The 24,831-nt window shown below is 60.6% G+C and carries 25 protein-coding genes and 1 riboswitch; of the genes, 14 read left to right on the forward strand and 11 right to left on the reverse strand.

Features of this window, described 5'->3' with window-relative positions:
• Positions 1 to 154 precede the first annotated feature (154 nt).
• The 3 genes from ICY20_RS06510 to ICY20_RS06520 all read left to right on the forward strand — a co-directional run bounded on the left by ICY20_RS06510 (position 155) and on the right by ICY20_RS06520 (position 2,703).
• A complete protein-coding gene (locus tag ICY20_RS06510) occupies positions 155 to 508 on the forward strand; it encodes a hypothetical protein (RefSeq protein ID WP_159958040.1) in 354 nt (117 codons plus the stop codon).
• Between the two features lie 95 nt (positions 509 to 603).
• Positions 604 to 2,286, forward strand: a complete 1,683-nt coding sequence (gene ligB, locus ICY20_RS06515; protein WP_194937174.1) for an NAD-dependent DNA ligase LigB — start codon at positions 604 to 606, stop codon at positions 2,284 to 2,286.
• A 21-nt stretch (positions 2,287 to 2,307) separates the two neighbouring features.
• Positions 2,308 to 2,703, forward strand: coding sequence for a DUF1090 domain-containing protein (locus ICY20_RS06520; RefSeq protein WP_159958038.1), 396 nt, complete (start codon positions 2,308 to 2,310; stop codon positions 2,701 to 2,703).
• A gap of 5 nt (positions 2,704 to 2,708) precedes the next feature.
• On the opposite strand, the gene ICY20_RS06525 is transcribed toward ICY20_RS06520, so the two are convergent.
• Positions 2,709 to 3,158 carry a c-type cytochrome gene (locus tag ICY20_RS06525; protein ID WP_159958037.1) on the reverse strand — a complete coding sequence of 150 codons (450 nt, stop codon included), beginning with the start codon at positions 3,156 to 3,158 and terminating at the stop codon, positions 2,709 to 2,711.
• A 129-nt stretch (positions 3,159 to 3,287) separates the two neighbouring features.
• Here ICY20_RS06525 and mltA point away from each other — a divergent pair, with 129 nt between their 5' ends.
• Positions 3,288 to 4,472 (forward strand): murein transglycosylase A, encoded by a 1,185-nt coding sequence (gene mltA, locus ICY20_RS06530; protein WP_159958036.1) that lies wholly within the window; start codon positions 3,288 to 3,290, stop codon positions 4,470 to 4,472.
• Positions 4,473 to 4,596: 124 nt separating this feature from the next.
• Here the strand turns inward: mltA and ICY20_RS06535 are convergent, their stop codons facing one another.
• On the reverse strand, positions 4,597 to 4,983 hold the full coding sequence (locus ICY20_RS06535; protein ID WP_122488810.1) for an MAPEG family protein: 387 nt from the start codon (positions 4,981 to 4,983) through the stop codon (positions 4,597 to 4,599).
• A 208-nt stretch (positions 4,984 to 5,191) separates the two neighbouring features.
• Here ICY20_RS06535 and ICY20_RS06540 point away from each other — a divergent pair, with 208 nt between their 5' ends.
• Positions 5,192 to 6,451, forward strand: a complete 1,260-nt coding sequence (locus ICY20_RS06540; RefSeq protein WP_122512667.1) for a cation:proton antiporter — start codon at positions 5,192 to 5,194, stop codon at positions 6,449 to 6,451.
• Here ICY20_RS06540 and ICY20_RS06545 read toward each other — a convergent pair.
• Positions 6,445 to 7,332 (reverse strand): formate/nitrite transporter family protein, encoded by an 888-nt coding sequence (locus ICY20_RS06545; RefSeq protein ID WP_159958035.1) that lies wholly within the window; start codon positions 7,330 to 7,332, stop codon positions 6,445 to 6,447. The genes ICY20_RS06540 and ICY20_RS06545 overlap by 7 nt on opposite strands.
• Before the next feature lie 86 nt (positions 7,333 to 7,418).
• Positions 7,419 to 7,814, reverse strand: coding sequence for an acyl-CoA thioesterase (locus ICY20_RS06550; RefSeq protein WP_159958034.1), 396 nt, complete (start codon positions 7,812 to 7,814; stop codon positions 7,419 to 7,421).
• A gap of 197 nt (positions 7,815 to 8,011) precedes the next feature.
• Positions 8,012 to 8,118: riboswitch (S-adenosyl-L-homocysteine riboswitch) on the forward strand.
• A gap of 21 nt (positions 8,119 to 8,139) precedes the next feature.
• Here ICY20_RS06550 and ahcY point away from each other — a divergent pair.
• The 5 genes from ahcY to ICY20_RS06575 all read left to right on the forward strand — a co-directional run bounded on the left by ahcY (position 8,140) and on the right by ICY20_RS06575 (position 14,712).
• Positions 8,140 to 9,549, forward strand: coding sequence for an adenosylhomocysteinase (ahcY, locus tag ICY20_RS06555; protein WP_159958033.1), 1,410 nt, complete (start codon positions 8,140 to 8,142; stop codon positions 9,547 to 9,549).
• Positions 9,550 to 9,725: 176 nt separating this feature from the next.
• The gene (gene metF / locus ICY20_RS06560; protein WP_194937175.1) at positions 9,726 to 10,571 is read left to right on the forward strand and encodes a methylenetetrahydrofolate reductase [NAD(P)H]; all 846 of its coding nucleotides are present in this window, start codon (positions 9,726 to 9,728) and stop codon (positions 10,569 to 10,571) included.
• Between the two features lie 82 nt (positions 10,572 to 10,653).
• The gene (locus tag ICY20_RS06565; protein ID WP_194937176.1) at positions 10,654 to 11,736 is read left to right on the forward strand and encodes a hypothetical protein; all 1,083 of its coding nucleotides are present in this window, start codon (positions 10,654 to 10,656) and stop codon (positions 11,734 to 11,736) included.
• A 63-nt stretch (positions 11,737 to 11,799) separates the two neighbouring features.
• Positions 11,800 to 12,591, forward strand: a complete 792-nt coding sequence (locus ICY20_RS06570) for a substrate-binding periplasmic protein (RefSeq protein ID WP_194937177.1) — start codon at positions 11,800 to 11,802, stop codon at positions 12,589 to 12,591.
• A gap of 222 nt (positions 12,592 to 12,813) precedes the next feature.
• The gene (locus tag ICY20_RS06575) at positions 12,814 to 14,712 is read left to right on the forward strand and encodes a DEAD/DEAH box helicase (protein WP_194937178.1); all 1,899 of its coding nucleotides are present in this window, start codon (positions 12,814 to 12,816) and stop codon (positions 14,710 to 14,712) included.
• Positions 14,713 to 14,946: 234 nt separating this feature from the next.
• On the opposite strand, the gene ICY20_RS06580 is transcribed toward ICY20_RS06575, so the two are convergent.
• Together ICY20_RS06580 and ICY20_RS06585 are read right to left on the reverse strand one after the other, a co-directional pair.
• Positions 14,947 to 15,525, reverse strand: a complete 579-nt coding sequence (locus tag ICY20_RS06580; RefSeq protein ID WP_159958029.1) for a YceI family protein — start codon at positions 15,523 to 15,525, stop codon at positions 14,947 to 14,949.
• A gap of 32 nt (positions 15,526 to 15,557) precedes the next feature.
• Positions 15,558 to 16,109, reverse strand: a complete 552-nt coding sequence (locus tag ICY20_RS06585) for a cytochrome b (protein ID WP_194937179.1) — start codon at positions 16,107 to 16,109, stop codon at positions 15,558 to 15,560.
• A gap of 249 nt (positions 16,110 to 16,358) precedes the next feature.
• On the opposite strand from ICY20_RS06585, the gene ICY20_RS06590 reads away from it, so the two are divergent.
• Both ICY20_RS06590 and ICY20_RS06595 read left to right on the forward strand, forming a co-directional pair.
• Complete coding sequence (locus ICY20_RS06590; protein ID WP_194937180.1) at positions 16,359 to 17,765, forward strand: adenosylmethionine--8-amino-7-oxononanoate transaminase; 1,407 nt, start codon at positions 16,359 to 16,361, stop codon at positions 17,763 to 17,765.
• 71 nt (positions 17,766 to 17,836) lie between these two features.
• The gene (locus ICY20_RS06595) at positions 17,837 to 18,556 is read left to right on the forward strand and encodes a 16S rRNA (uracil(1498)-N(3))-methyltransferase (protein WP_194937181.1); all 720 of its coding nucleotides are present in this window, start codon (positions 17,837 to 17,839) and stop codon (positions 18,554 to 18,556) included.
• A 153-nt stretch (positions 18,557 to 18,709) separates the two neighbouring features.
• On the opposite strand, the gene ICY20_RS06600 is transcribed toward ICY20_RS06595, so the two are convergent.
• Genes ICY20_RS06600 through ICY20_RS06610 form a run of 3 tightly spaced genes read right to left on the reverse strand, consistent with a single transcriptional unit; the run spans position 18,710 to position 21,231 of the window.
• On the reverse strand, positions 18,710 to 19,612 hold the full coding sequence (locus ICY20_RS06600) for a transporter substrate-binding domain-containing protein (protein ID WP_194937182.1): 903 nt from the start codon (positions 19,610 to 19,612) through the stop codon (positions 18,710 to 18,712).
• A 25-nt stretch (positions 19,613 to 19,637) separates the two neighbouring features.
• Complete coding sequence (locus ICY20_RS06605) at positions 19,638 to 19,988, reverse strand: RidA family protein (protein WP_159958022.1); 351 nt, start codon at positions 19,986 to 19,988, stop codon at positions 19,638 to 19,640.
• A gap of 10 nt (positions 19,989 to 19,998) precedes the next feature.
• Entirely contained in the window at positions 19,999 to 21,231 is a 1,233-nt protein-coding gene (locus tag ICY20_RS06610) for a D-amino acid dehydrogenase (RefSeq protein ID WP_194937317.1), read from the reverse strand.
• Between the two features lie 99 nt (positions 21,232 to 21,330).
• Between ICY20_RS06610 and ICY20_RS06615 the strand changes: the two genes are divergently transcribed.
• The gene (locus ICY20_RS06615; RefSeq protein ID WP_194937183.1) at positions 21,331 to 22,233 is read left to right on the forward strand and encodes a LysR family transcriptional regulator; all 903 of its coding nucleotides are present in this window, start codon (positions 21,331 to 21,333) and stop codon (positions 22,231 to 22,233) included.
• A gap of 125 nt (positions 22,234 to 22,358) precedes the next feature.
• On the opposite strand, the gene trhA is transcribed toward ICY20_RS06615, so the two are convergent.
• Complete coding sequence (gene trhA, locus ICY20_RS06620) at positions 22,359 to 22,976, reverse strand: PAQR family membrane homeostasis protein TrhA (protein WP_194937184.1); 618 nt, start codon at positions 22,974 to 22,976, stop codon at positions 22,359 to 22,361.
• Between the two features lie 144 nt (positions 22,977 to 23,120).
• Between trhA and ICY20_RS06625 the strand changes: the two genes are divergently transcribed.
• Positions 23,121 to 24,035, forward strand: a complete 915-nt coding sequence (locus ICY20_RS06625; RefSeq protein WP_159958016.1) for a LysR family transcriptional regulator — start codon at positions 23,121 to 23,123, stop codon at positions 24,033 to 24,035.
• A gap of 31 nt (positions 24,036 to 24,066) precedes the next feature.
• Here the strand turns inward: ICY20_RS06625 and madM are convergent, their stop codons facing one another.
• Positions 24,067 to 24,831 (reverse strand): malonate transporter subunit MadM, encoded by a 765-nt coding sequence (gene madM / locus ICY20_RS06630; RefSeq protein WP_122488792.1) that lies wholly within the window; start codon positions 24,829 to 24,831, stop codon positions 24,067 to 24,069.

Genomic DNA, 24,831 nt, shown 5'->3' on the forward strand with positions numbered 1-24,831 from the left:
CGGGAACGTTCACATTTTTTGGATCCAAACCTTGCAGGCCCAATGATGGCCCACTAGAATCCGCGCCCTCTCGGGCCCTTCACCTTATTTGGATATTGCCCTGCGCCAGCCCGGGACCCAAACGCGCGCAGGCAATCGAACATTGAGGTTTTTCATGCGCATTTCCAAGCTCGCCCCTGCTGCCCTTCTGCTCAGCCTGTTCGCCCTGCCGTCTCACGCCGGCACCGACCTGAGCGCACTGGGTGGCGCCCTGACGTCCAAACTGGGCGGCGGTGACTCCGGCGACTGCCAGCAACACGCCAAGGACCTGCAAACCAAAATCGATGCCGCCGAAGCCAAGAACGACAGCTTGTCCGTCAAGGCCTATAAGGCAGCACAGGACCAGGTCAATAAAGGTTGTGACAAATTGACCGAAGCCCAAGCCAAGGCCGACGCCAAGCAGCAGACCACCGAAGCCAAGGCAGATAAGAACGATACCGTGAAAGCCCTGGGCGGCCTGTTCAAGTAAGCAGAAACACCCAGTAAAAAGCCCCGCACGGTCGGGGCTTTTTTATGGGCGCAGGGATCATTTAGGCTGGGCACCCTTTCCGGGCAAGGATGCTCATGATGCGTCAACTGATAGCTTTTCTGCTTTGCGCCCTACCCCTTTGGACGTGGGCCAAAACCTGCCCCAATGACGCCCGTACACAGGTCGACAACCTGGCCACGCAGATCCGCCAATGGGATGACCGTTACCACCGACTGGGCCAATCCCCCGTCAGCGATGAGCTCTACGATCAGGCCCGCCGCCGGCTGGCCACTTGGCGCGAATGTTTGCCCCAACCCAGCGCAACGCCTGATAACCCGCTGGCCACCGCGCGGGGTACGGTGCCTCACCCGGTGGCGCATACGGGCCTGGCAAAATTGCAGGATGAAAGCGCTCTCGATGCCTGGCTGGGCACACGCAGTGAGGTATGGATGCAACCCAAGGTCGACGGTGTTGCCGTCACCCTGGTCTACCGCCAGGGCCAGCTGAGCCAGGTCATCAGCCGTGGCGATGGCAATCTCGGCCAGGACTGGTCCGCCTCCGCTCGCAAGATCCCCGGCATTGTCCAGCGGTTGCCCGAGCCTATCGATCTGGTGCTGCAGGGCGAATTGTATTGGCGCCTCGATGACCACGTGCAATCAGCCCGCGGCGGGCTCAATGCCCGAGGCAAGGTGGCCGGGCTGATGAACCGCCGCCAACTGAGTGATACCGACGCTGGCGGTATCGGCCTGTTTGTCTGGACCTGGCCTGATGGGCCGGCGTCTTTCACCGAGCGTCTTGCAACCCTGGCGCGCTGGGGTTTCGGCGACAGCCAGCGCTACAGCCAACCCATCCAAAACATCGATGAAGCCGTGCACTGGCGCACTTATTGGTACAACCACCCGCTGCCTTTCGCCAGCGACGGCGTTGTGCTGCATCAAGCCCAACGCGCCCCCGCCGAGCGCTGGCAGGTCAGCGCGCCCTATTGGGCCGTCGCCTGGAAGTACCCGGTCGCCCAAGCACTGGCGCTGGTACGCAAGGTGCAATTCAAGGTCGGTCGTACCGGACGTATCACCCCCATGCTGGAGCTGGAGCCGGTGCAACTGGACGACCGTCAGATCAGCCGCGTGAGCGTTGGCTCCCTGAAACGCTGGCAAACCTTGGACATTCGCCCTGGCGACCAAGTATCCATCAGCCTGGCCGGCCAGGTAGTCCCTCGTCTGGACAACGTGATTTTGCGCAACGAGCAACGGGTCGAGGTGCAAGTGCCAAACCCTCGCAACTTCCACGCCTTGAGTTGCTGGCAACTGGACCCCGGCTGCGAAGAGCAACTGCTCGCTCGCCTCACCTGGCTCAGTGGCAACCAGGGGCTGGCACTGCCACATATGGGCCGTGAGACGTGGAACGTATTGATCCAGGCCGGTCTAATCGCAGGCTTTCTTGATTGGTTGACCCTGGATGCCGCAGAGCTTGCTAACATTGATGGCTTCGGCGATCGCAGCCGTGCGCGCGTGCTCGACAGCCTCAACAGCGCACGGCAACGGCCATTTGCACAATGGCTCAAGGCCTTGGGCGTACCGCCTGCGGCACGCAATAACCTGGAGGGCGACTGGCAGACGCTGGCCACCCGAGACACCCAAGCCTGGCTGGCCATCGACGGCATCGGCCCGGGCCGCGCAGCGCAATTGAGCGCTTTCTTTCGCGACCCGCAGGTACAAACCTTGGCACACACATTACGCGTGGCCGGCATCGACGGGTTTCAAGCCCGAGCCGACCACTAGATTGCGACCTTGGAGCCCCACATGAAATTTCTAGCCCCCTTCGCCCTGCTGACCGTCGCAAGCTTTATGACCACCCCGCTGTTGGCGGCAGAAGAAGCGCCGCAACTCACCGGTTGTGCCGCCAAGCGCCAAGCCATCAGCCAGCAGATCGAGCAGGCCAAGGCCCATGGCAACAGCGCCCAGCAAGCAGGCCTCGAAAAAGCCCTGAGCGAAGTCACCGCCAATTGCACCGACGCCTCCTTGAAAAAAGAGCGGGAAAACAAGGTGCTCGACGCCAAGCACGAAGTCAGCCGCCGTCAGGCCGACCTCGACAAGGCGATGAAAAAGGGCGACGCAGAGAAGATCAACAAGCGTAAAGACAAACTCGCCCAGTCGCGTAAAGAACTGCAGGAAGCCGTGGAAGACCTCGACAAGTAAACCGGTCAGTGGTCCCGAAACTGTTTATGGCAGGCGCTGCAGGCATCTTCGACCTTCTGCACCGCCGGCCCCAGATTAGTGGCCTTGTAGGGCTGCACTTGACTGGCGATCACCAATTCACCGGTGGCCGCTTCCAGGTTGCGGGCCAGTTCCTGAAAACGTGCCTGTTGCTGCCACACGTCATCCTTGGCGCTGGTATGGTCTTCTTCGCGCACGCTCGGGAAATGCTTCCAGGGCTCATGGGACAGCGCATCCAGCTTGACCGCGCCTTCGGCAAATTTAGCGCCGTCGAAAGGAATGCGCCCACGCAACATGCCACCCAGGTCTTCGCTGGTCTTGAGCATCTGCTTGAAGATCGCCTTGCGCTGGCCCAAGGGCGAATTCGGATCAACACCGCCACAGGCGGACAATGTCAGGCAGGCCAGCATTACAACGGTCAGTCTTTTAAAAGTCATGGTGGCTTCGAGGTCACGGAAAACGGCGGCCAGTATCCTCGCACCGTCGGCAAAGACCAATAGCCCTATTAATAATAAGGGTTGCCCGAAGACGCTGCGGCGCGGGCAATCGCTTCAGGAAATACGTGTATGAATGTCATCGAAAAACGCTGGAGCCGCCGATTGGTATGGGCTTTGCCAATGATCGCGCTGCTGGCCGGCTGCGATGCGGGTAAGGAACCTGCCAAAGATCAAACGCCTGAGCCCCACGCCGTTGCGACTTATGTAAGCGCTCCGTGGGAAGCTCTGCCGGCCGTTTCCGACAGCGATTTGCTGGCCGGTTTCGAGTCTTGGCGCAGCGCCTGCCAACGCCTCAAGGCTGACCCGATCTGGGGCGCCACCTGCGCCGCAGCAGCCACGGTGCCCAGCAATGCAGTTGCGGTACGCGGTTTTCTCAAGGAGCGTCTGGACGTATTCGGCCTGCGTTCGGCCGACAACACGCCGAACGGCCTGATCACCGGCTACTACGAGCCGGTCTACCCCGGCAGCCTGACCAGAACCGCCAAGGCCAATGTGCCCGTGTACGGCGTGCCGGATGACCTGATCATCGTGAACCTCGAAAGCATCTACCCCGAACTCAAAGGCAAGCGCCTGCGTGGTCGGCTTGAGGGTCGTGTACTCAAACCGTATGACGACGCCAGCATCATCAACGGCCAGGGCTCCACGGCCCAGCCGATTGCCTGGCTGACCAACCCGATGGACCTGCAATTTCTTCAAATCCAGGGTTCGGGTCGAATTCAACTGGCGAACGGGCGCCAATTGCGCGTCGGTTACGGTGACCAGAATGGCTACCCCTACCGCCCTATCGGCCGCTGGCTGGTGGAGCAAGGTCAGTTGAAGAAAGAAGACGTGACCATGGGCGCTATCAGCGCCTGGGCCAAGGCCAACCCGCAGCGCATCCCGGAACTGCTGGCGAGCAACCCCAGCTACGTATTCTTCAGCGCCCGCCCCGACAGCAACGAAGGGCCGCGGGGTTCGCTGAATGTGCCGTTGACGGCTGGTTACAGCGTGGCGGTGGATCGCAAGGTGATTCCACTGGGCAGCTTGTTGTGGCTGTCGACCACCAAGCCAGACGGCTCCCCAATCGCAAGACCTGTAGCCGCGCAAGACACAGGCGGCGCAATCACCGGCGAAGTACGTGCAGACCTGTTCTGGGGCACCGGTGATGCGGCGGGTGAGCTGGCGGGGAATATGAAGCAGCAGGGGCAGATCTGGATGTTGTGGCCCAAAGGCGCGGCGCTTCCCCAGGTGCCGGATGCCCCTACGGGCACTTGAAAACACCGGGAACCCAATGTGGGAGGGGGCTTGCCCCCGATGGCGGCGGGTCAGTAATAGATGAGCTGACTGACAGACCGCTATCGGGGGCAAGCCCCCTCCCACAGGGGTTCTTCGTCAACTGTCAGATCGATACGAAGAAGAAACTCGCAATTAAAGCCATGCCTGCAAACCACACCAGCGACCGCAGGATCGCCCAGTCCGCCACGTAGCAAATGATGTACAACAAGCGACTGGTGATAAACAGCACAGCCAGCACGTTGATGGTCACCAATTCGGCCGTACCGGCCAAGTGCGCGATAATCACCGCCGCCGCAAACGCCGGGGTGACTTCAAAGCTGTTGAGCTGGGCGTTATGCGCGCGCCGGGCGAAGCCGTCGAGGGTATCCAGAAAGGCGCGAGGGTCGTGGTTCTGCCGAGGCCCGAACTTGCCCTGGCTGAATTTGGCCAGGCCCGTGCATAGGTAAGGCAAGAAAATTGCGATCAACACACACCAGAAAGCTACCGTCATCACTGAGTCCTTTTTTGGTTTTCTATTTTTAATTTGAAACAGAAATTAGAGTTTTAGCACTAATCTCGGCACGCCGCACTCACCGTTATGAGCCGATACACCACAATAGGTTCTATCGGTGTTTTGCGCCCTGCCCTGCAACATCACGCCGCTACTGCGGTCCATCCCAGCACTAAACGCTCTGCCACCCAACTTCCAAGGACCCCGGATGCTTGAACTTGTCGCCGCCTTTATTTGCCTCACCACATTGCTCACCTATGTGAACTTCCGTTTTATCGGCCTGCCGCCCACCATCGGCGTGATGGTCACGGCCCTGATTTTCTCCCTGATCCTGCAAGGCCTGAGCGTTCTCGGCTACCCAGGCTTGGAAGAACGCGTCCAACAACTGATCGGCCAGATCGACTTCGGCGACCTGCTGATGAACTGGATGCTGTCGTTTCTGCTGTTCGCCGGCGCCTTGCACGTCAACCTCAACGACCTGCGCAGTTACCGCTGGCCTATCGGCCTGCTGGCGACCTTTGGTGTGTTGATCGCCACCGTAGTGATCGGCAGCCTGGCGTATTACATCTTTGCCCTGTTTGGCTGGCACGTCAGCTTCCTGTACTGCCTGCTGTTCGGTGCACTGATTTCGCCCACTGACCCGATTGCAGTACTGGGTGTTCTACGTACGGCCAATGCCTCCAAGCCGCTGAAAACCACCATCGTCGGTGAATCCCTCTTCAACGACGGTACAGCGGTAGTGGTATTTACCGTACTGCTAGGCATTGCACAGCTGGGCGAAACACCTACCGTGGGCGCCACTGCCATGCTGTTTGCCCATGAGGCAATTGGCGGCGTGGTGTTCGGTGGCCTGATCGGCTATCTGGTGTACCTGATGATCAAGAGCATCGAGCAGCACCAGATCGAAGTGATGCTGACCCTGGCTCTGGTGATCGGCGGCTCGGCGATGGCCTCCGAACTGCACGTCTCCGCACCGATTGCGATGGTGGTAGCCGGCCTGATCATCGGCAACCTGGGCCGCAAGCTGGCGATGAACGACATGACTCGCCGCTACCTGGACGGCTTCTGGGAATTGCTCGATGACATGCTCAACGCCCTGCTGTTCGCGTTGATCGGCATGGAACTGCTGCTGTTGCCGTTCAACTGGTTGCATGTGTTCGCCGCCAGCCTGTTGGCCGTGGCGATCCTGCTGTCGCGCCTGCTGACAGTGGCCCCGGCAATCCTGCTGCTGCGCCGCTGGCGCACAGTGCCACGCGGCACCATCCGCATCCTTACGTGGGGCGGCTTGCGCGGCGGGGTTTCGGTGGCGCTGGCGCTGGCCTTGCCATTGGGCCCGGAGCGGGATCTGCTGCTGAGCATCACCTACATCGTGGTGCTGTCGTCGATCCTGTTGCAGGGCCTGAGCATCGGCAAGCTGGTCAAGCGCGTGACCCGAGACGAGCCCCAGGCCGCACCTGAAACTCACTGATCCTTGTTGATCTGCTGCGGGTGCCTAGGATCCGCAGCAGCCTTGCCCGGCAAGCTGCTTTCGCTGCGAATCTGCGCATGGCTAATCAACGCAAAGATAAAGCTGCCACCGATGATGTTGCCCGCCAGCGTGGGCCCGGCGAACACCAGCCAGAAATCCTTCCACGGCAGTTCGCCGGCAAACACCAGGTACGAGACTTCCGCCGACCCCACCACGATATGGGTGAAATCGCCCAAGGCCATGAGGTAGGTGATCAGGATAATGATGAACATCTTGGCGCTTTCCATGGACGGGATCATCCACACCATGGTGGCGATCATCCAGCCGGAGACGATGCCCTTGGCGAACATCTGGCCGGGGTGGTTCTCCATGACCTTGCGGCCGATTTCCAAAAAGGCCAGGTCGGTCTTGGTATCGAAAATCGGCAAATGCAACATTACGTACGCCACCAACAAGGTGCCGCACAGGTTGCCCACCAACACCACCGTCCACAGCCGCAACAGCCGTCCGGCATTGCCCAGCGTGGGTTTGCTCATCACCGGCAGAACAGCGGTCAGGGTGTTTTCGGTGAACAACTGCTGGCGCGCCAGGATCACAGCGAGAAAGCCCGCGCAGTAGCCGAAGCTGGCGATCACTTTGAACCCCTCGGCATCGGGCAGCCGCGAGTTGAGCAACCCCATCGCCATCAGCGACAACCCCATGGTCAGGCCGGCGGCGAGTGCCGACCACCACAAGGCGGCGACGTTACGCTCCAGCTCCTGGTCGCCCTGGGTGCGGATGATTTCATGCAGCACCGCCGCACGCGGCGGCTGGTTTTTGTCGACGTCCTGCTGCTCTTCCTGCGACAGGTTGGGGGTCTTGCCGTCTGCTTGCGTGGCCATGGGCGTACCTGAACAGGAGGGTGTTGTTCAGGTACGACCTGCGGCCCATCACGAGCGTTCAATACCCGCCGACGCGGGGTAAGGCTTTATTCGGTTTCCTGGAACTGGTCTTTGACGTACTTGATTTCAGTGCGGCCATGGGGCGCCGGCAAGCCGTCTTCGCCAAGGTTGACGAAAACCATTTTTTCCACGGTGAGGATGCTTTTGCGCGTGATCTTGTTGCGCACTTCACAGGTCAGGGTGATGGAGGTGCGGCCGAACTCGGTGGCGGTGATGCCCAGCTCGATGATGTCGCCCTGACGCGAGGCGCTGACGAAGTTGATTTCGGAGATGTACTTGGTCACCACGCGCTGGTTGCCCAGTTGGACAATCGCGTAGATCGCCGCTTCTTCGTCGATCCAGCGCAGCAAGCTGCCACCGAACAGGGTGCCGTTGGGGTTGAGGTCTTCAGGTTTTACCCATTTGCGGGTGTGGAAGTTCATAGTCACTCCAAGCGTCTTGCGAAATGATGGGCAACATCATGGCAGAGGCCGGGCCCAAGCTCTATGAGCCATTGCCTATCAAGCCGATGAGGGATCTTCATGTACCCGACAGAAAGGCTTGGGAAGTACGGCGCACACGGCTATAATCGGCGCCGTTTCAAAACGGTCATATCCACTTGTTACCGTTTTCCCGCCACCTGTCCGAGGGGCGCTGCAGCAGGTTCAACCTGTCAGGCTCGGATGGGGCGTTGTCTGGCCTGGTTCATCGGGCTTGATACTAAACGCACAACGGCGCCCATTCGCACACTACGAATGGAGGCTCTTCATGAGCGCTGTCAACACGCCTGCTGGTTTCACCGACTACAAAGTCGCCGACATGTCCCTCGCTGCCTGGGGCCGTCGCGAAACCTTTATCGCCGAATCCGAAATGCCAGCCCTGATGGGTCTGCGTCGCAAGTACGCCGCTGAGCAGCCGCTCAAAGGCGCCAAGATCCTCGGCTGCATCCACATGACCATCCAGACTGCCGTGCTGATCGAAACCCTGGTTGCCCTGGGTGCCGAAGTGCGTTGGTCGTCCTGCAACATTTTCTCGACTCAAGACCAGGCCGCCGCTGCTATCGCCGCTGCCGGTATCGCGGTATTTGCCTGGAAAGGCGAGACCGAAGAAGAGTACGAGTGGTGCCTGGAGCAAACCATCCTCAAGGATGGTGCGCCTTGGGATGCCAACATGATTCTCGACGACGGCGGCGACCTGACCGAGCTGCTGCACAAGAAATACCCGGCCATCCTCGACCGCGTCCACGGCGTGACCGAAGAAACCACCACCGGCGTGCACCGCCTGCTGGACATGCTGGCCAAGGGCGAGCTGAAAATCCCGGCCATCAACGTCAACGACTCGGTGACCAAGAGCAAGAACGACAACAAGTACGGCTGCCGTCACAGCCTCAACGACGCCATCAAGCGCGGCACCGACCACCTGCTGTCGGGCAAACAAGCCCTGGTGATCGGCTACGGTGACGTGGGCAAGGGTTCGTCCCAGTCCCTGCGTCAGGAAGGCATGATCGTTAAAGTCTCCGAAGTTGACCCGATCTGCGCCATGCAAGCCTGCATGGACGGTTTCGAAGTGGTTTCGCCGTTCATCGACGGCCAGAACGACGGCACCGAAGCAAGCATCGACAAAGCGTTGCTGGGCAAGATCGACCTGATCGTGACCACCACCGGCAACGTGAATGTTTGCGACTCGAACATGCTCAAAGCCCTGAAAAAGCGCGCTGTTGTCTGCAACATCGGTCACTTTGACAACGAAATCGACACCGCTTTCATGCGCAAGAACTGGGCATGGGAAGAAGTGAAGCCGCAGGTTCACAAGGTTCACCGTACCGGCGCGGGCGATTTCGACCCACAGAACGACGACTACCTGATCCTGCTGGCTGAAGGCCGTCTGGTTAACCTGGGCAACGCCACTGGCCACCCAAGCCGCATCATGGACGGCTCGTTTGCCAACCAGGTACTGGCGCAGATCTTCCTGTTCGACCAGAAGTACGCCGACCTGTCGCCAGCCCAGAAAGCCGAGCGCCTGACCGTGGAAGTACTGCCGAAGAAACTCGACGAAGAAGTGGCCCTGGAAATGGTCCGCGGCTTCGGCGGCGTCGTGACTCAACTGACCAAGACCCAGGCCGACTACATCGGCGTGACCGTTGAAGGTCCGTTCAAGCCGCACGCTTACCGCTACTGATCGACCTGCAGGCGCCGGCTTTTATGTGGGAGCTGGCTTGCCTGCGATAGCATCACCTCGGTATGCCTGACACACCGAGGTGCCTGCATCGCGGGCAAGCCCGGCTCCCACAGAAGCCCGGCACTTGTATCGATTGTGTATGCCTTCCAGGCTTTTGAGTTTCACAGGGTATTACCATGTCCCAAGACCGTCGCTACAGCTTCGAGTTCTTCCCGACCAAGACCGATGCTGGGCATGAAAAACTGATGGCCACGGCCACCCAGTTGGCCAGCTACAACCCCGACTTCTTCTCCTGCACCTACGGCGCTGGCGGTTCCACCCGTGACCGCACGATCAACACCGTGTTGCAGCTGGAAAGCCAAGTCAAAGTTCCCGCCGCTCCGCACTTGTCGTGCGTGGGCGACAGCAAGGACGACCTGCGCGGCCTGCTGACCCAATACAAGAGCGCCGGCATCAAGCGCATCGTCGCCCTGCGCGGCGACCTGCCATCCGGCATGGGCATGGCCAGCGGCGAGCTGCGCTACGCCAATGACCTGGTGAGCTTCATCCGCGAAGAAAGCGGCGATCACTTCCATATCGAAGTGGCGGCTTACCCGGAGATGCACCCCCAGGCACGCAACTTCGAAGAAGACTTGAAGAACTTCGTGCGCAAGGCCAACGCCGGCGCCAACAGTGCGATCACCCAGTACTTCTTCAACGCCGACAGCTACTTCTACTTCGTTGAACGTGTACGGGCGATGGGTGTAGATATCCCGATCGTGCCGGGCATCATGCCGATCACCAACTACAGCAAGCTGGCTCGCTTTTCCGACGCCTGCGGCGCAGAAATCCCACGCTGGGTGCGCAAGCAACTGGAAGCCTACGGCGACGACGTCACGAGCATCCAGGCGTTCGGTGAGCAGGTCATCACAGAAATGTGTGAAAGTTTGTTGCAGGGTGGCGCGCCAGGGTTGCACTTCTATACCCTGAATCAGGCTGAGCCGAGCCTCGCTATCTGGAACAATCTCAAGCTGCCACGCTGAGTTCTGTTCAAGCAGCACCCAGGCCCTCGTTTATACGGGGGCTTTTTTTGTTCATACATCCCGGAAAGGAAGCCAGCAGTAAATGAATACAGCGTCCCCGACTCCACGCCCCCAACTGATCTATCTGGTTTTCGGCGCCGAGACTTACCATCAGGAAGCGGTATTCAGCATCGCCAGTGCCCTGGCCCACCTGGGAGGCCCCCAGGACATGCCATTGGACATCCAGGTATTCAGCGATAACCCGGCGCCTTACCGCGACCTGCCCGTGCAAGTACACACGCTGGACGAAGCCACCCGCAAACGCTGGTGCGAGCCCCACGGTTACCATTTCCGCACCAAGCACGTGCTGTTGCGCCAGGTACTGCAGACCGCTGAGCGCGCACTGCTGATCGACACCGACACGTTCTTCCACGACTCGCCCATGGCGTTGTTCGAGCGCGTCGCCCCTGGCACGCTGCTGTGCAATGCCTTCCACGCAAAATACGGCGATAACCGCGAAGGCGTGCTGTATGAAACCCTGGCCACGCACCTGGCAGAACGCGGCTTGACCGACGACGATATGTGGCTGCTCAACTCCGGCGTGATCGGCATCGCGCAACAAGACGCCTACCTGCTGGACCGCTCGATTGAACTGATGGACGAACTGTTCCCAATGGCCAGGGGTGCCTACACCCTGGAAGAGTTCTGCCTGTCGGTGGCAGCCTACCGCAAGGTCAACGTGCGCCAGTGCCCTGACCTGATCCACCACTACTGGAGCCGCAAGCAGTTGTTCCGCGCCAAGGTCAAGGCATGGATCGCCAAGCACTCGGCCAGCCCCACCAGCACCGACGCCCTGGCCGACACCCGCAAGGTCTCCGCCCATCTGCCGCGCCCGCCGCGCCTGCAACGCTTGATGTACAAGCTGATCACCCTGGCCCTGCCCAAGCGTAAGCAGCAGTTCATACGCGAAATTCTCTACGGCTGCTACGAGCACGAAAACGAGTTCGACCAAGCCTGCGGCCCGGTGTGGTGGGACAAGGCGCGGCAGAACCAGGAAGAGCGGCAGAAATGCCCGGTCGACGCCCACCAACTGGAACACTGGTTCGCCAACCCAGTGGTGCGCCTGATACTCGGCGAGCGGCGCGCAGCCATCTATGAACACCTGATGACTTCGGAAACAAAATAGCGTCGCCCGCAGATGCGTGTGCCAGAGCTTCTCTTTAAGGCTGGGGCGTCGTAATCTCAGGGCATGCCCGTCATTCTGAAGCTGTTGACCGCTGCGCTATTCACTTGCCTGAGCCTGGCCGCTTATGGCGAGAAATTACGCATTGTCACCGAGCCCTGGGCGCCCTACGTGTATGAAGAGAGGGGCGCCATGCAGGGGCTGGACTACGAAACCACGGTGACCGTGTTCCAGCGCCTGGGGGTGGACGTGCAATGGCAGTTCCTGCCCTGGAAGCGCTGCCTGGCCATGCTGGACCAGGGTCACGCCGACGGCGCGCTGGATATTTTCCACAGCCACGACCGCGACGCTCAGCTGTTGTACCCCAGCGAACCGCTGTCAGAAGTGCAATTCGTACTGTTCTACGCCAACGACCGCCCTCACCCGGCCCAGACCCTCGATGACCTGCGCGGCCTTACCGTCGGCATTTCGCCGGGCTACCTGTATGGCGCGCCCTTCAGCGACTCCACCGTGTTCAACCGCGAACCGGCCCCCAGCCATGAAGCCAACTTCGGCAAACTGTTGCTGGGGCGCATCGACCTGGTGGTCACCGACCGCCGCGTCGGCCAGCATGTGATCAAGGCGATGGGCCTGGAGGGCAAGGTCAGCCAGGCACCGGTGGTGGTCAGCCGCCAGCAGCAGTTTCTCGCGGTGCGTCGTGGCGCCGGCATGGACCTGCTGGTGCAACGCTTTGCCGCCGAACTCAAGCGTTTCAAGCAGGAGCCCGCCTACGCGGCCCTGAGCGCCAAATACGGTGGGCTCCAAGCGATTACAGCCTCAGAACACGCCGTTGAGCAGCAGGAAAGCAGCGCGCCGTGATTGCTCTGTTATACTCCGGCCTTTCCGCCAGGCTTACGCCCGGCCGCTGAGGTCTCGAAAACGGCACCCAACCCCGCTACAGCGCAGCTTTGCAGCCCGCGCGAGCCGGTGGAGTGCCCGCCAGACGCAGCAGGACCGGACGGGATAACGCTCCCCTAAGCGTCATTCACGCCCGGCAAGATTATCCCTTTGGGCCAAGCCCTAACTAAAACAGGATTACTCATGTCCTTTGCTTCCCTCGGTCTCTCCGAGGCTTTAGTCCGCGCCATCGAGGCAGCGGGCTATACCGAGCCTACTCCGGTGCAACAGCGGGCCATTCCCGCCGTGTTGCAAGGTCGCGACCTGATGGTTGCGGCTCAGACAGGTACTGGTAAAACCGGTGGCTTCGCCCTCCCGATTCTGGAGCGGTTGTTTCCCAACGGTCACCCGGACAAATCCCAGCGTCACGGCCCGCGCCAACCGCGTGTACTGGTCCTGACCCCTACCCGCGAACTCGCCGCCCAAGTGCACGACAGCTTCAAGCTGTATGCCCGCGACCTGAAGTTCGTCAGCGCCTGCATCTTCGGCGGCGTCGGCATGAACCCACAGGTTCAGGCCATGTCCCGTGGTGTGGACGTGCTGGTTGCCTGCCCAGGTCGCTTGCTCGACCTGTGCGGCCAAGGCAGCGTCGATTTGTCCCGCGTGGAAATCCTCGTGCTGGACGAAGCCGACCGTATGCTCGACATGGGCTTTGTCCATGACGTGAAAAAGGTCCTCGCCCGCCTGCCGGCCAAACGCCAGAACCTGCTGTTTTCGGCAACGTTCTCCCAGGACATCACTGCCCTGGCCGGCAAGCTGCTGCACAACCCGGAACGCATCGAAGTCACGCCGCCGAACACCACGGTCGAGCGTATCGAGCAGCGCGTATTCCGTCTGGCCGCCAGCCACAAGCGTGCGCTGCTGGCCCACCTGATCACCGCAGGCGCCTGGGAACAGGTGCTGGTGTTCACCCGCACCAAGCACGGCGCCAACCGCCTGGCCGAGTACCTGGACAAGCACGGCCTCACCGCCGTCGCCATCCACGGCAACAAGAGCCAGAACGCGCGCACCAAAGCCCTGGCCGACTTCAAGGCCGGCACTGTGCGCATCCTGGTGGCTACCGATATCGCCGCTCGCGGCCTGGATATCGACCAGTTGCCACACGTAGTCAACTTCGAGCTGCCTAACGTCGACGAAGACTATGTGCACCGTATCGGCCGTACTGGCCGTGCCGGTCGTTCGGGTGAGGCCATTTCCCTGGTCGCACCGGATGAAGAAAAACTGCTGAAAAGCATCGAGCGCATGACCAAGCAGAAAATCGCCGATGGCGACCTGATGGGCTTCGATGCCAGCGCCGTAGAGGCCGAGAAGCCAGAAGCGCGCGAGCGTCCGGACGTGCGCAACCCACGCAACCCACGCGGTCCGAAGGGTGATGGCCCGAACGGCGGCGGTGGTGGCGGTGGTCGTCGCGACAAGGGCAAAGACAAGGGCGGCAAAGAAAAAGCGCCAACCAACGGCCGTGGCGAACGCCCAGCCCGCGAACAGAAGCCCCGTGAAGGCACCCCGGCCCGCGAACAGCGCCAGCCGAGCCAGCCGCCACGCGCTGCCGCTGACCGTGCACCGGACGAGTTCCTCGACGACGACGTGGATAACTTCGGTAACCGCGTCGACTACGTGCCACAAGCCAAGCCGGCCCAAGGCCGCGGCCGTCGCCCAGGTGCTCCGGCACAGGGTGCTGGTGCTGGCACTGGCAGCGGCGCGCCACGTGGCGGTCAGCCTCAGGGCGGTCGTCAGAACGCTCCGCGCAACAGCAGCGGCGGCACCACCGGTACGCCTCCTGCCAAGCGCAGCGGCCCGCGCAGTGGTGCACCACGCGATGGCCAGGCTCGCCGCGAAGACTCGCGCAGCAACAACCGCCGCCCGGCCCGTGACGACCAGCCTCGTTCGTCCGAGCCAGCCGTGCAGAACCCACGCGGTGGCCCGGCGCCAAAGATCATCCACAAGGAGTCGAAAGCAGACCGCTTCCCGACACCCGAGCAGTTGGATCAACTGCCAGGCCGTCCTCGTGGTGAGAAACCGGCGTTGCTGACACGCAACCGCTGAGTTTCAAAGCCCCATAAAAAATGCCCCGCCTTTTTCGAGGTGGGGCATTTTTTTTGGCACAACAAAAACAAATGGGCTCTTTTGTGGGAGCTGGCTTGCCTGCGATGGCATCAACTGCTTATACCTGACACACCGTGGCGCCTGTATCGCAGGCAAGCCAGCTCCCACATTGACCGCATTCCAAACATAAAAAAACCGGATCTCGCGATCCGGTTTTTTGTATGCGAGCAGAAATTACTTCTGCTTCACGCCTTCCAGTGAGATGTCCAGGTCAACAGTCTGCGAGGACGGGCCTGGGCCTTTGATGCCGAAGTCGTTCAGGTTGACGGTGGTCTTGGCGTTGAAGCCAGCACGTTCGCCGCCCCATGGATCTTTGCCTTCACCGTTGAAGGTGGCCTTGAAAGTCACAGGCTTGGTTACGCCATGGAACGTCAGGTCGCCAGTCACATCAGCAGTTTTGTCGCCGGTGGACTTGACGGCAGTGGAGACAAACTTCGCGTCAGCAAACTTGGCAACGTCCAGGAAGTCTTTGCTGGCGATGTGTTTGTCACGTTCAGCGTGGTTCGACCACAGGCTGGCGGTTTTCACATCAACGGCGATTTTGCTGGCTTCAGGCTTGGCTGCGTCCCAGCTGAACGTGCCATCCCAGTCCTTGAAGGTACCGTGGATGAAGCTGTAGCCCAGGTGGCTGATCTTCCAATCGATGAAGGCGTGCTGGCCTTCTTTGTCGATCTTGTAGTCAGCGGCCATCGCAGAACCGGCGGACAACAGAGCAGAACCGAGTGCCAGAGCGGCGAGAGTCTTCTTCAACATGCTTTCTATTCCTTGTGAGTCGAGGTTGAACATCAGGCTTTGCGCCCCAGCATTCGCGTCAGGGTCACATCACGATCAATGAAGTGGTGTTTCAATGCAGCCACGCCGTGCAAGCCGGCAAAGACTACTAACACCCAAGCCAGGTACAAGTGCACCAGGCCTGCGTTGTCTGCCTGGTCCGGTAGCCCGGCAACCACGGCAGGAATCTCAAACAAACCAAACACCGGAATACCGACACCGTCTGCGGTGGAAATCAGGTAACCGGCGATCATCACCGCAAACAGCCCGAGGTACAGGAACCCGTGGCCAAAAGCGGCGCCGATACGGGTCATGCGGCTGTAGCTGGCCAACGGTGGCGGCGGCGGGCTGATCAGGCGCCAGACAATACGCACCAGCATGATCGCGAACAGCGTAATGCCGATGCTCTTGTGCAGGTCGGGTGCGTCTTTGCGCCAGGCGCTGTAATAGTCCAGGCCGACCATCCACAAACCCAAGGCAAACAAGCCAAACACCACCAGGGCCACGCCCCAGTGCAAAACCATGCTGACCCAGCCATAGCGGGCCGGTGAGTTGCGTAACTGCATGTACTTAATCCCGTAAGAGCTGCGCCCAAGACTAGCGCGTTACCTATCGAATTAAAGCGGAAAATTTCGCTTTGAAATATCGAGAAATGTGATCTTGAGGTTATGAAGCGTAAATTAACCACGGATTAAGGACTATCCCGAAGAAACGTGACAGACCGTCCTGCGTTTACTGCCAATTCGCATGTAATGGGTTGTGACACAGTCGCCCATTGCATAGGCTTGCGCGATTGTTGCTTGAGGAGACGAAAAATGGGCTTGAACAACCAGTGGATGCAACGCGATCTCGCCGTGCTGTGGCATCCCTGCACCCAGATGAAAGACCACCAGCAACTGCCGCTGATCCCGATCAAGCGCGGTGAAGGCGTGTGGCTGGAAGACTTCGAAGGCAAACGCTACCTCGACGCCGTCAGTTCCTGGTGGGTCAACGTATTTGGCCACGCCAACCCGCGCATCAACCAGCGCATCAAGGACCAGGTCGACCAACTGGAACACGTGATCCTTGCCGGTTTCAGTCACCAGCCGGTGATCGAGCTGTCGGAGCGCCTGGTCGCGATGACGCCCGAAGGCCTCACCCGCTGCTTCTACGCCGATAACGGTTCATCGTGCATCGAAGTTGCGCTGAAAATGAGCTTTCACTACTGGCTCAACCGAGGCCTGCCGAATAAGAAGCGCTTCGTCACCCTGACCAACAGCTACCACGGCGAAACCATCGCCGCGATGTCGGTGGGCGACGTGCCGCTGTTTACCGAGACCTACAAGGCGCTGCTGCTGGACACCATCAAGGTGCCGAGCCCCGACTGTTACCTGCGCCCCGAGGGCGTGAGCTGGGAAGACCACTCGCGCACCATGGCCCAGGTGATGGAACAGACCCTCGCCGAGCACCACGCAAGCGTTGCCGCCGTGATCATCGAGCCGCTGATCCAGGGCGCCGGTGGCATGCGCATGTACCACCCGGTGTACCTCAAGCTGCTGCGCGAGGCCTGCGACCGCTACGGTGTGCACCTGATCCACGATGAAATCGCCGTGGGCTTCGGCCGTACCGGCAGCATGTTCGCCTGTGAACAGGCCGGCATCCGCCCCGACTTCCTGTGCCTGTCCAAGGCCCTCACCGGCGGTTACCTGCCGCTGGCGGCCGTGGTCACCACCGATGACGTCTACGACGCGTTTTACGACGACTACCCTACCCTGCGCGCCTTCCTGCATTCCCACAGCTACACCGGCAACCCGCTGGCGTGCGCGGCGGCGTTGGCGACCCTGGATATCTTCGAAGAAGACAACGTCATCGAAAACAACAAGGCCCTGGCCCAGCGCATGGCCACCGCCACCGCGCACCTGGTAGACCATCCCCATGTCTCGGAGGTGCGCCAGACCGGCATGGTGCTGGCCATCGAGATGGTGCAGGACAAAGCCACCAAGACCGCCTACCCATGGCAAGAACGGCGTGGCTTGAAGGTGTTCGAACATGCCCTGGAACGCGGCGCCCTGTTACGACCACTGGGCAGCGTGGTGTACTTCCTGCCGCCCTATGTGATTACGCCGGAGCAGATCGACTTCCTGGCCGAAGTGGCCAGCGAAGGGATCGATATCGCCACCATTAGCAGCGTCAGTGTTGCAGTGCCTAAAGACTTCCACCCTGGTTTCCGCGACCCCGGTTGATTTGTGGCGAGGGAGCTTGCTCCCTCGCCACAGTGACCTCGCGCCTACATAGAATTTTGCAGAGAACAGAAATGAGACTGTCCCGTTTTTTCACCGACACCCCGTTGAGCATCGGCGACCACGAATTGCCTGAAGCCCAAGCGCACTACATCAGCCGCGTCTTGCGCATGGGTGAAGGCGATGCCGTGCAATTGTTCGACGGCTCCGGCCAGGAGTTTTTGGGCAGCCTGCTGGAAGTCGGCAAGAAACGTGTCACTGTGCGACTGACGGAAAGCTTCAACGGCCAGACTCAATCACCGCTGCATATCCACCTTGGCCAGGGCCTGTCCCGGGGTGAACGGATGGATTGGGCGATCCAAAAAGCCACAGAGCTTGGCGTCAACGAAATCACCCCGATCTTCAGCGACCGCTGCGAAGTGCGCCTCAAGGACGAACGCGCCGACAAGCGCCTGCTGCACTGGCGCCAGGTGGCGATCAGCGCGTGCGAGCAGTGTGGGCGTTCAACGGTGCCGGTGATTCACCCGCCGCTGTTGCTGGCAGACTGGTTGAAACAGACCGAGGCGGATCTAAAGTTGGTGCTGCACCCGGTGGCCGAACCGATGGTGAGCCATGCCAAGCCTTCCAGCCTGGCGTTTTTGATCGGCCCTGAAGGTGGGTTGACGGACAGCGAAGTCGAGGTCGCCCAAGCTGTCGGTTACCACGCCGCGCGCCTTGGGCCGCGCGTGTTGCGTACCGAAACCGCGCCAGTCGTTGCACTGGCAGTAGCCCAACAACTGTGGGGCGATTTCTAACCCTCTTCCTTTGTAAACCCAGTCAAACATGTGGGAGGGGGCTTGCTCCCGATAGCGGTAGGTCAGTGATAGGTTTGCTGACTGTCACACCGCTATCGGGAGCAAGCCCCCTCCCACATTTGGATTGGGTTACCACATCACCAAGTCACCCCATCACTCCACCGGGTCACTCACTGGCTTGGCAATGATCGCCTTCAACTCGCTGGTCATCGGAAATTCCAGGTTCAAGCCCTTGGGCGGGATCGGCTGTTCAAACCAACGCTGGTAAATCCCATTGATCTCCCCACTGCGGTACAAGTCTCCCAGCGTCTCGTTAACCACCGCCAGAAACTGCGGGTCGTCCTTGCGCAGCATGCAGCTGTAGATTTCCCGCGATTGCTCCTTACCGACCACCACCCACTTGTGCGGGTCCTTGGCCTTGGCGCGTTCACCGTACAGCAACGCGTCATCCATGTAGAACGCCGCCGCGCGGCCCGTCTCCAGCATCTTGAACGCCTCGCCGTGGTCCTTGGCGCTGATCACAAACATATTGGCCTTGTGCTCAGCGTTGTAGCTCTTGAGGAAGCGCTCGTTGGTGGTGCCAGCGGTGGTCACCACGTTCTTGCCGGTCAGGTCGGCGAAGCCCTGGATGCCGCTGTCCTTGGCCGTCAGCAACTGGCCCTTCACGTAGATAAACCCGTAAGAAAACGCCACCTGTTTCTGCCGCTCGGCCGTCACCCCGGTGGAGCCGCATTCCAGATCAACCGTACCGTTTTGCACCAACGGAATGCGGGTCTGGGAGGTCACCAGGTTGTACTTCACGTTGAGGTGGGGCACCCCGGTTTTCTGCTGGATACGCTCGACGATCTTGCTCGCCAGGTCCACCGAGTAGCCCATGGGTTTGCCCGTGTGATCCCCCACGTAGGAAAACGGCACCGACGCATCGCGATACCCCAGCGTGATGGATTTTGCCCCAGCGATCTTGGCCAATGCGCCGCCTAGCGGGGCTTCGTTTGCATGGGCCTGTGCGCCCAACAAAAGCCCCAGGGTGCAGCCAGTCAACAGGATTTTTTTCATTGTTATGCTCCGTTGGTCTTTGAGGTTATTTACGTACGGCAATCACGCTGATTTCCACCAGTACGCTGGGCCGCGCCAGCTCCGCTTGCAGCGTGGTGCGTGTCGGCGCCATGCCCGGCGACAACCACGCGGACCACACATCGTTCATCGGTGCAAAACCGTCGCCGATATCTTTGAGGTAAATCGTCGCATTGAGCAGGTGGTCCTTGTCGCTGCCCGCCTGGGCCAGCAGTGCATCGATCTTGGCCAGCACTTCTTGGGTTTGCGTGGTGACGTCCTGCCCGTCGCCCGGCACCTGGCCCGAGAGAAAAACCAGATCCTTAAAAGTAACGGCGCCAGAAAGCCGGTCATTGCTGCTGATACGGGTGATGGTCATCGGTGCATCCTCAAGCGGCGCGGGGCGTCAGGCCCTGCATATCAATGGAAGGAACCTGTTGGTCAATCAACTCGGCCAACAGTTGGCCGCTGCCGCAGGCCAAGGTAAAACCAAGGGCGCCATGGCCCAGGTTAAGCCACAGGTTGCGATACACACTGGCGCCAATCAGCGGCACGCCGGTGGGGGTGGCCGGGCGCATGCCGGCCCATTCCACCGCGTGGGCGTAGTCGCCTGCCATAGGGAAAGTCTCCAACGCCTGACGTTTCATCAGGGCCAGGCGCTTGGGCTCAAGGCCGGAATCGAAGCCAACGATATCCACCATCGCCGCCACCCGCAGTTGCTTGCCGATACGGGCGTAGACGATCTTGCGGTCGTAGTCAGTGATGCTCATATTTGGCGCCTGATGCTGCGGGCCAATCGGCACGCTGAGGCTGTAGCCCTTAAGCGGATACAGTGGCAGCGACACGCCCAGCTCGGTGCTGCGGTACCCGGCTGCTAGCACCAATTGATCAACCGGCATGACTTCATCGCCCAGCTCGATGGCCTGTACTGCACCGCCCGCGTGACGAATGCCGGTGACCTTGCGACCCAGCAAAAAGCGGCAGCGCCCGGAGCCTTCAAGGCGTTCGGCCAAGCGCTGGCAGAAGGCATGGCAATCGCCCACTTCCTCATTCGGCGTGTAGATGCCGCCAACAAAACCACCCCCCGCCAATGCCGGCTCCAAGTGAGCGCAATCGTCAGCCGACAGCACCTGTTGTTGCAGGATATCGGTGACTTTACTGCGGGCATGTTCGAAGGAGTTGGCATGACGGAAGGTCACCAGCTTGCCGTTGCGCCGCCAGTCGAAACCGTCCAGATGATCGTGCTCGCACCATTGCTGCAAGGTGTCTTGGCTCAGGGATGCCAGGCGCAGAAGGTGCGCGGCATTGCGCTTGTTCACCGAGCCACGGCAGGCGCCCAGGAACGCCGCCATCCAGCGCCATTGCTGAGGGTCAAGGCGCGGGCGCAACTTCAAGGGCGAGTCACCGCGCAGCAACCAGCCGATGGCTTGCAGCGGCACCCCAGCATCCGCCAGCGGTGCAACGTAGCGGTAGGACAGCTGCCCGCCGTTGGCGAAACTGGTTTCGCTGCCCAGCGTATCGCGGGCTTCGATCACCGTCACTTCATGGCCGGCACGCACCAACGCATAAGCACTGGCCAAACCGATCACCCCACCGCCGATGATGCACACCATTGCCGCCACCTGTCGTTCAATCAAGAGGCCTCAAGCCTAGGGGCAGGTGACAGGCCACCGACAATGAATAAAGATGGGCCACCTATAAACAAAGGTTATGGACTTGCCATGCGCCTGCGTCATATCGAAATCTTCCAGGCCATCCGCCAGACGGGCTCCGTGAGCGCCGCCGCGCAGTTGCTGCACGTGTCGCAACCGGCGGTGACCAAGGTGTTGCAGCACGCCGAGTTGCAACTGGGCTTCCCGCTCTTTCTGCGGGTGCGCGGCAAATTGCAGCCCACGCCAGAAGCCCTGGCGCTGGAAAGCGAAGTGGAGAAAGTCACCGAAAGCCTGCAAGGCGTGCGGCGCCTGGCCAAGAGCTTGCGCCGCAAGCCGGGCCAGAGCGTGCGCATCGGTGCGATCCCGGCGCTGGCCTTGTCGTTGCTGCCACCGGCGATCCTGGAGTGGAAACGCGACTACCCGGACATGGCCTGCGAACTGTCCAGCGACCATAGCCGTGAGTTGGTGCAGAAGCTGTTGATGCGTGAGATCGACCTGGCGTTGACGCTCAACTTCTCTGGCCATCCGGGCTTGACCACCCAAGTGTTGGCCCACGGCGTACTGGTGGCGTTGGCCTCGAAGGGGTACTGGCCCGAGTCGCAGTTGAGCAAGCCGTTAGCCCTGAGCGAGCTGGCAGGCGCGCCGTTGATTGGCCTCTCCAGCGCCGACCCGTTGGCGGCCAAGCTCGACAGCTACCTGGAAAACGTCGACCCACCGCCCCGGGTGACAATCAGTGTGCAGACCTACTCACTGGCCCGGGCGATGGTGGAATCCGGCGCCGGCCTGACGGTGATCGACCCCTTTACTGCCCTCGGTGCTTCAACGGCCTCCACCCACATCCGCACGCTCACCCCGCCGCTGCCAATCACCCTATACGCCCTGACCCGAGCGGATGAGCCACCGCCGCATATGCTGGCGAAGTTACTTGAGATTTTCGCCAGTCGCGCTCAAGGGTTATTACAACGGTTATAAGGACACCGAGGAACTCATGTGGGAGGGGGCTTGCCCCCGATGGCGGCGGGTCAGCACATGATGTGCTAGCTGACACACTGCAATCGGGGGCAAGCCCCCTCCCACATTTTTGATCTCATAGGCTGTTAGAGCACGTAATGCATAATCGCCACGAAGTGCAGCAGGCTCCCGCCAATCACAAACAAATGCCAGATCCCATGGGAATGCCGCAGGCGATCTTCCAACGCAAAAAAGATGATACCCACGGTGTACAACACCCCACCCGCCGCCAACCAGGTAAACCCGGCCGTGCCCAGCGCCGCGATCAGCGGTTTGACCGCCACCAGCACGACCCAGCCCATCACCGCGTAGATCACAATCGACAGGATGCGCGCCTCGGAACGCGGCTTGATCTCCTGCAAAATGCCGATCACCGCCAGCCCCCACACAATCCCGAACAGCGTCCAACCCCACGGGCCGCGCAGGGTCACCAGACAAAACGGCGTGTAGCTGCCGGCGATCAACAGGTAGATCGAAAAGTGATCGACCTTCTGCATGATCTCTTTTCGCCGCCCGCGCACGCTGTGGTAAACGGTGGAGGCGCTGTACAGCACCATCAGCGTAAAACCATAAATCGCCACGCTGACAATCTTCCAGGGGCTGCCATCCAGGCTCGCCACCACCAACATCCACACGGCGCCAACACACGCCGCGACTGCACCGAGCAAATGGCTCCAGGCGTTGAATCGTTCCCCGTGGTACATCGCTCACCGAACTCCTGTAACAGATATGGGTTGGCTGGCAAGCCTCCAGCCTTGCGCATAAGAGTGCAAGCGGCGTGTGACGTTCCGAGGACGCGAGGCGGTTTTGCGGGCACAATCGGGCGTATTCGAATAAGAGCCACGGCCATGCTGATCGACGAAGAGTTCACCCTCAAGAAGCTGGAAATCTTCCTGGCATTCATGCGCACCGGCAACCTGGCCCGCGCCGCCGCCGAGCTGCAAACCAGCAATGTCAGCGTGCACCGCGCCATCCACTCCCTGGAAAACGCCCTGCGCTGCCCGCTGTTCAAACACGAAGGGCGCAACCTCACGCCGCTCGAAAGCGCCTACGTACTCGAAGAACGCGCACAAAAACTGGTGGCCGACGTCGTCGACAGCGTGCGCCTCACCCGCGAAGCCGCCGGGTTCTCGGCCGAGCGCTTCAAGCTGGGCTCGCTGTACTCGCTCACGGTCAAGACCGTGCCGCAGCTGATCATGGGCCTGAAAATCAGGCGCAGTGAACTCAATATCGACCTGATCCTGGGCTCCAACTTCGACTTGCTCTACAAGCTCAAGAACATGGAAGTGGACGCGATCCTCATCTCCCTCGACGAGCGCGCCAACGATCCCGATTGCGAGCAGATCGCGCTGTTTACCGACGACATCTTCCTCGCCACCCCGGCCGACTCACCGTTTGACCGCGAACAGCAAATCGACCTGGCGGATGTGCGCGACGCCACCTTCATCACCCTCACCCAAGGCTTCGCCACCCACCAGGATGGCAATCGCGTGTTCAAGCAGGCGGGGTTCGAGCCGAAGGTGGCGATGCAGGTGAACGATATCTTCACCCTGCTAAGCATGGTCAGTTCAGGGGTAGGTTATGCGCTGCTGCCGGGGCGGATTGCGGCGGTGTATGAGAACCGCGTGAAGCTGATACCGCTGCAACCCAGGTATCGGTTGCAGCAGCAGATTGGGGTGGTGTTTCTGAAGGCCAAGGAGCGCGATCCGAATTTGCTGGCGTTGTTGGCGGAGTGTCGGATGTATGCCAATCGGCAGGCTTGATCGTTCCCACGTTCTGCGCAGGAACGATGGGTCAACCCACCAAACCCCGCATGATCAGAAACAGCAACGACGGCCCGAGCAAACATCCCAGTGCCGTGTAAAACGCAGCGGTCAGGCAACCGTACGGCACCAGCTTCGGATCCGTCGCCGCCAAGCCGCCAGCCACACCGCTGGACGTGCCCATGAGACCGCCGAATATCACCGCACTGCGAGGGTTGTTCAGGCCAATCAACGGAGCAACGAACGGCGTCATCACCATCACCAAAATGGCCTTGATCAACCCGGCTGCAATCGACAGCGCCATGACTTCGGAACTGGCGCCAATCGCCGCGCCAGTCACCGGGCCGACGATGTAGGTGACGGCACCGGCACCTATGGTGGTCAAGCTGACGGCATCGGTGTAACCGAACGCCATGGCCACGCCGACGCCTGCGATGAACGATGACCCGACTCCGACAAACAACGCCAAGACGCCGACGTAGCCCGCCCGTTTGAGTTCATCGACGCTCACGCCAAACGCCGTGGCAACAATGGCAAAGTCCCGCAGCATCGCCCCGCCCAACAGGCCAATGCCCGACAACAACGGAATATCCACCACGCCCTTGGCACCACCGGTGAAAGCGCCGCCGACATAGGACAGCACCAGCCCCAGCAAGATGGCGATGGCTGAACCGTGCAAACGGCCTTTGGTGAACGTATCGGAGATCCAGTAGGAAACCCACATCGTCAAGCCGATCACTGCAAACCCGCTGATCAAACCGTAGCCGGTGATCACTTTCATCATCGATTCGTACAT

Origin of the sequence: Pseudomonas pisciculturae (assembly GCF_015461805.1) — a bacterium.
Classification (GTDB): domain Bacteria; phylum Pseudomonadota; class Gammaproteobacteria; order Pseudomonadales; family Pseudomonadaceae; genus Aquipseudomonas; species Aquipseudomonas pisciculturae.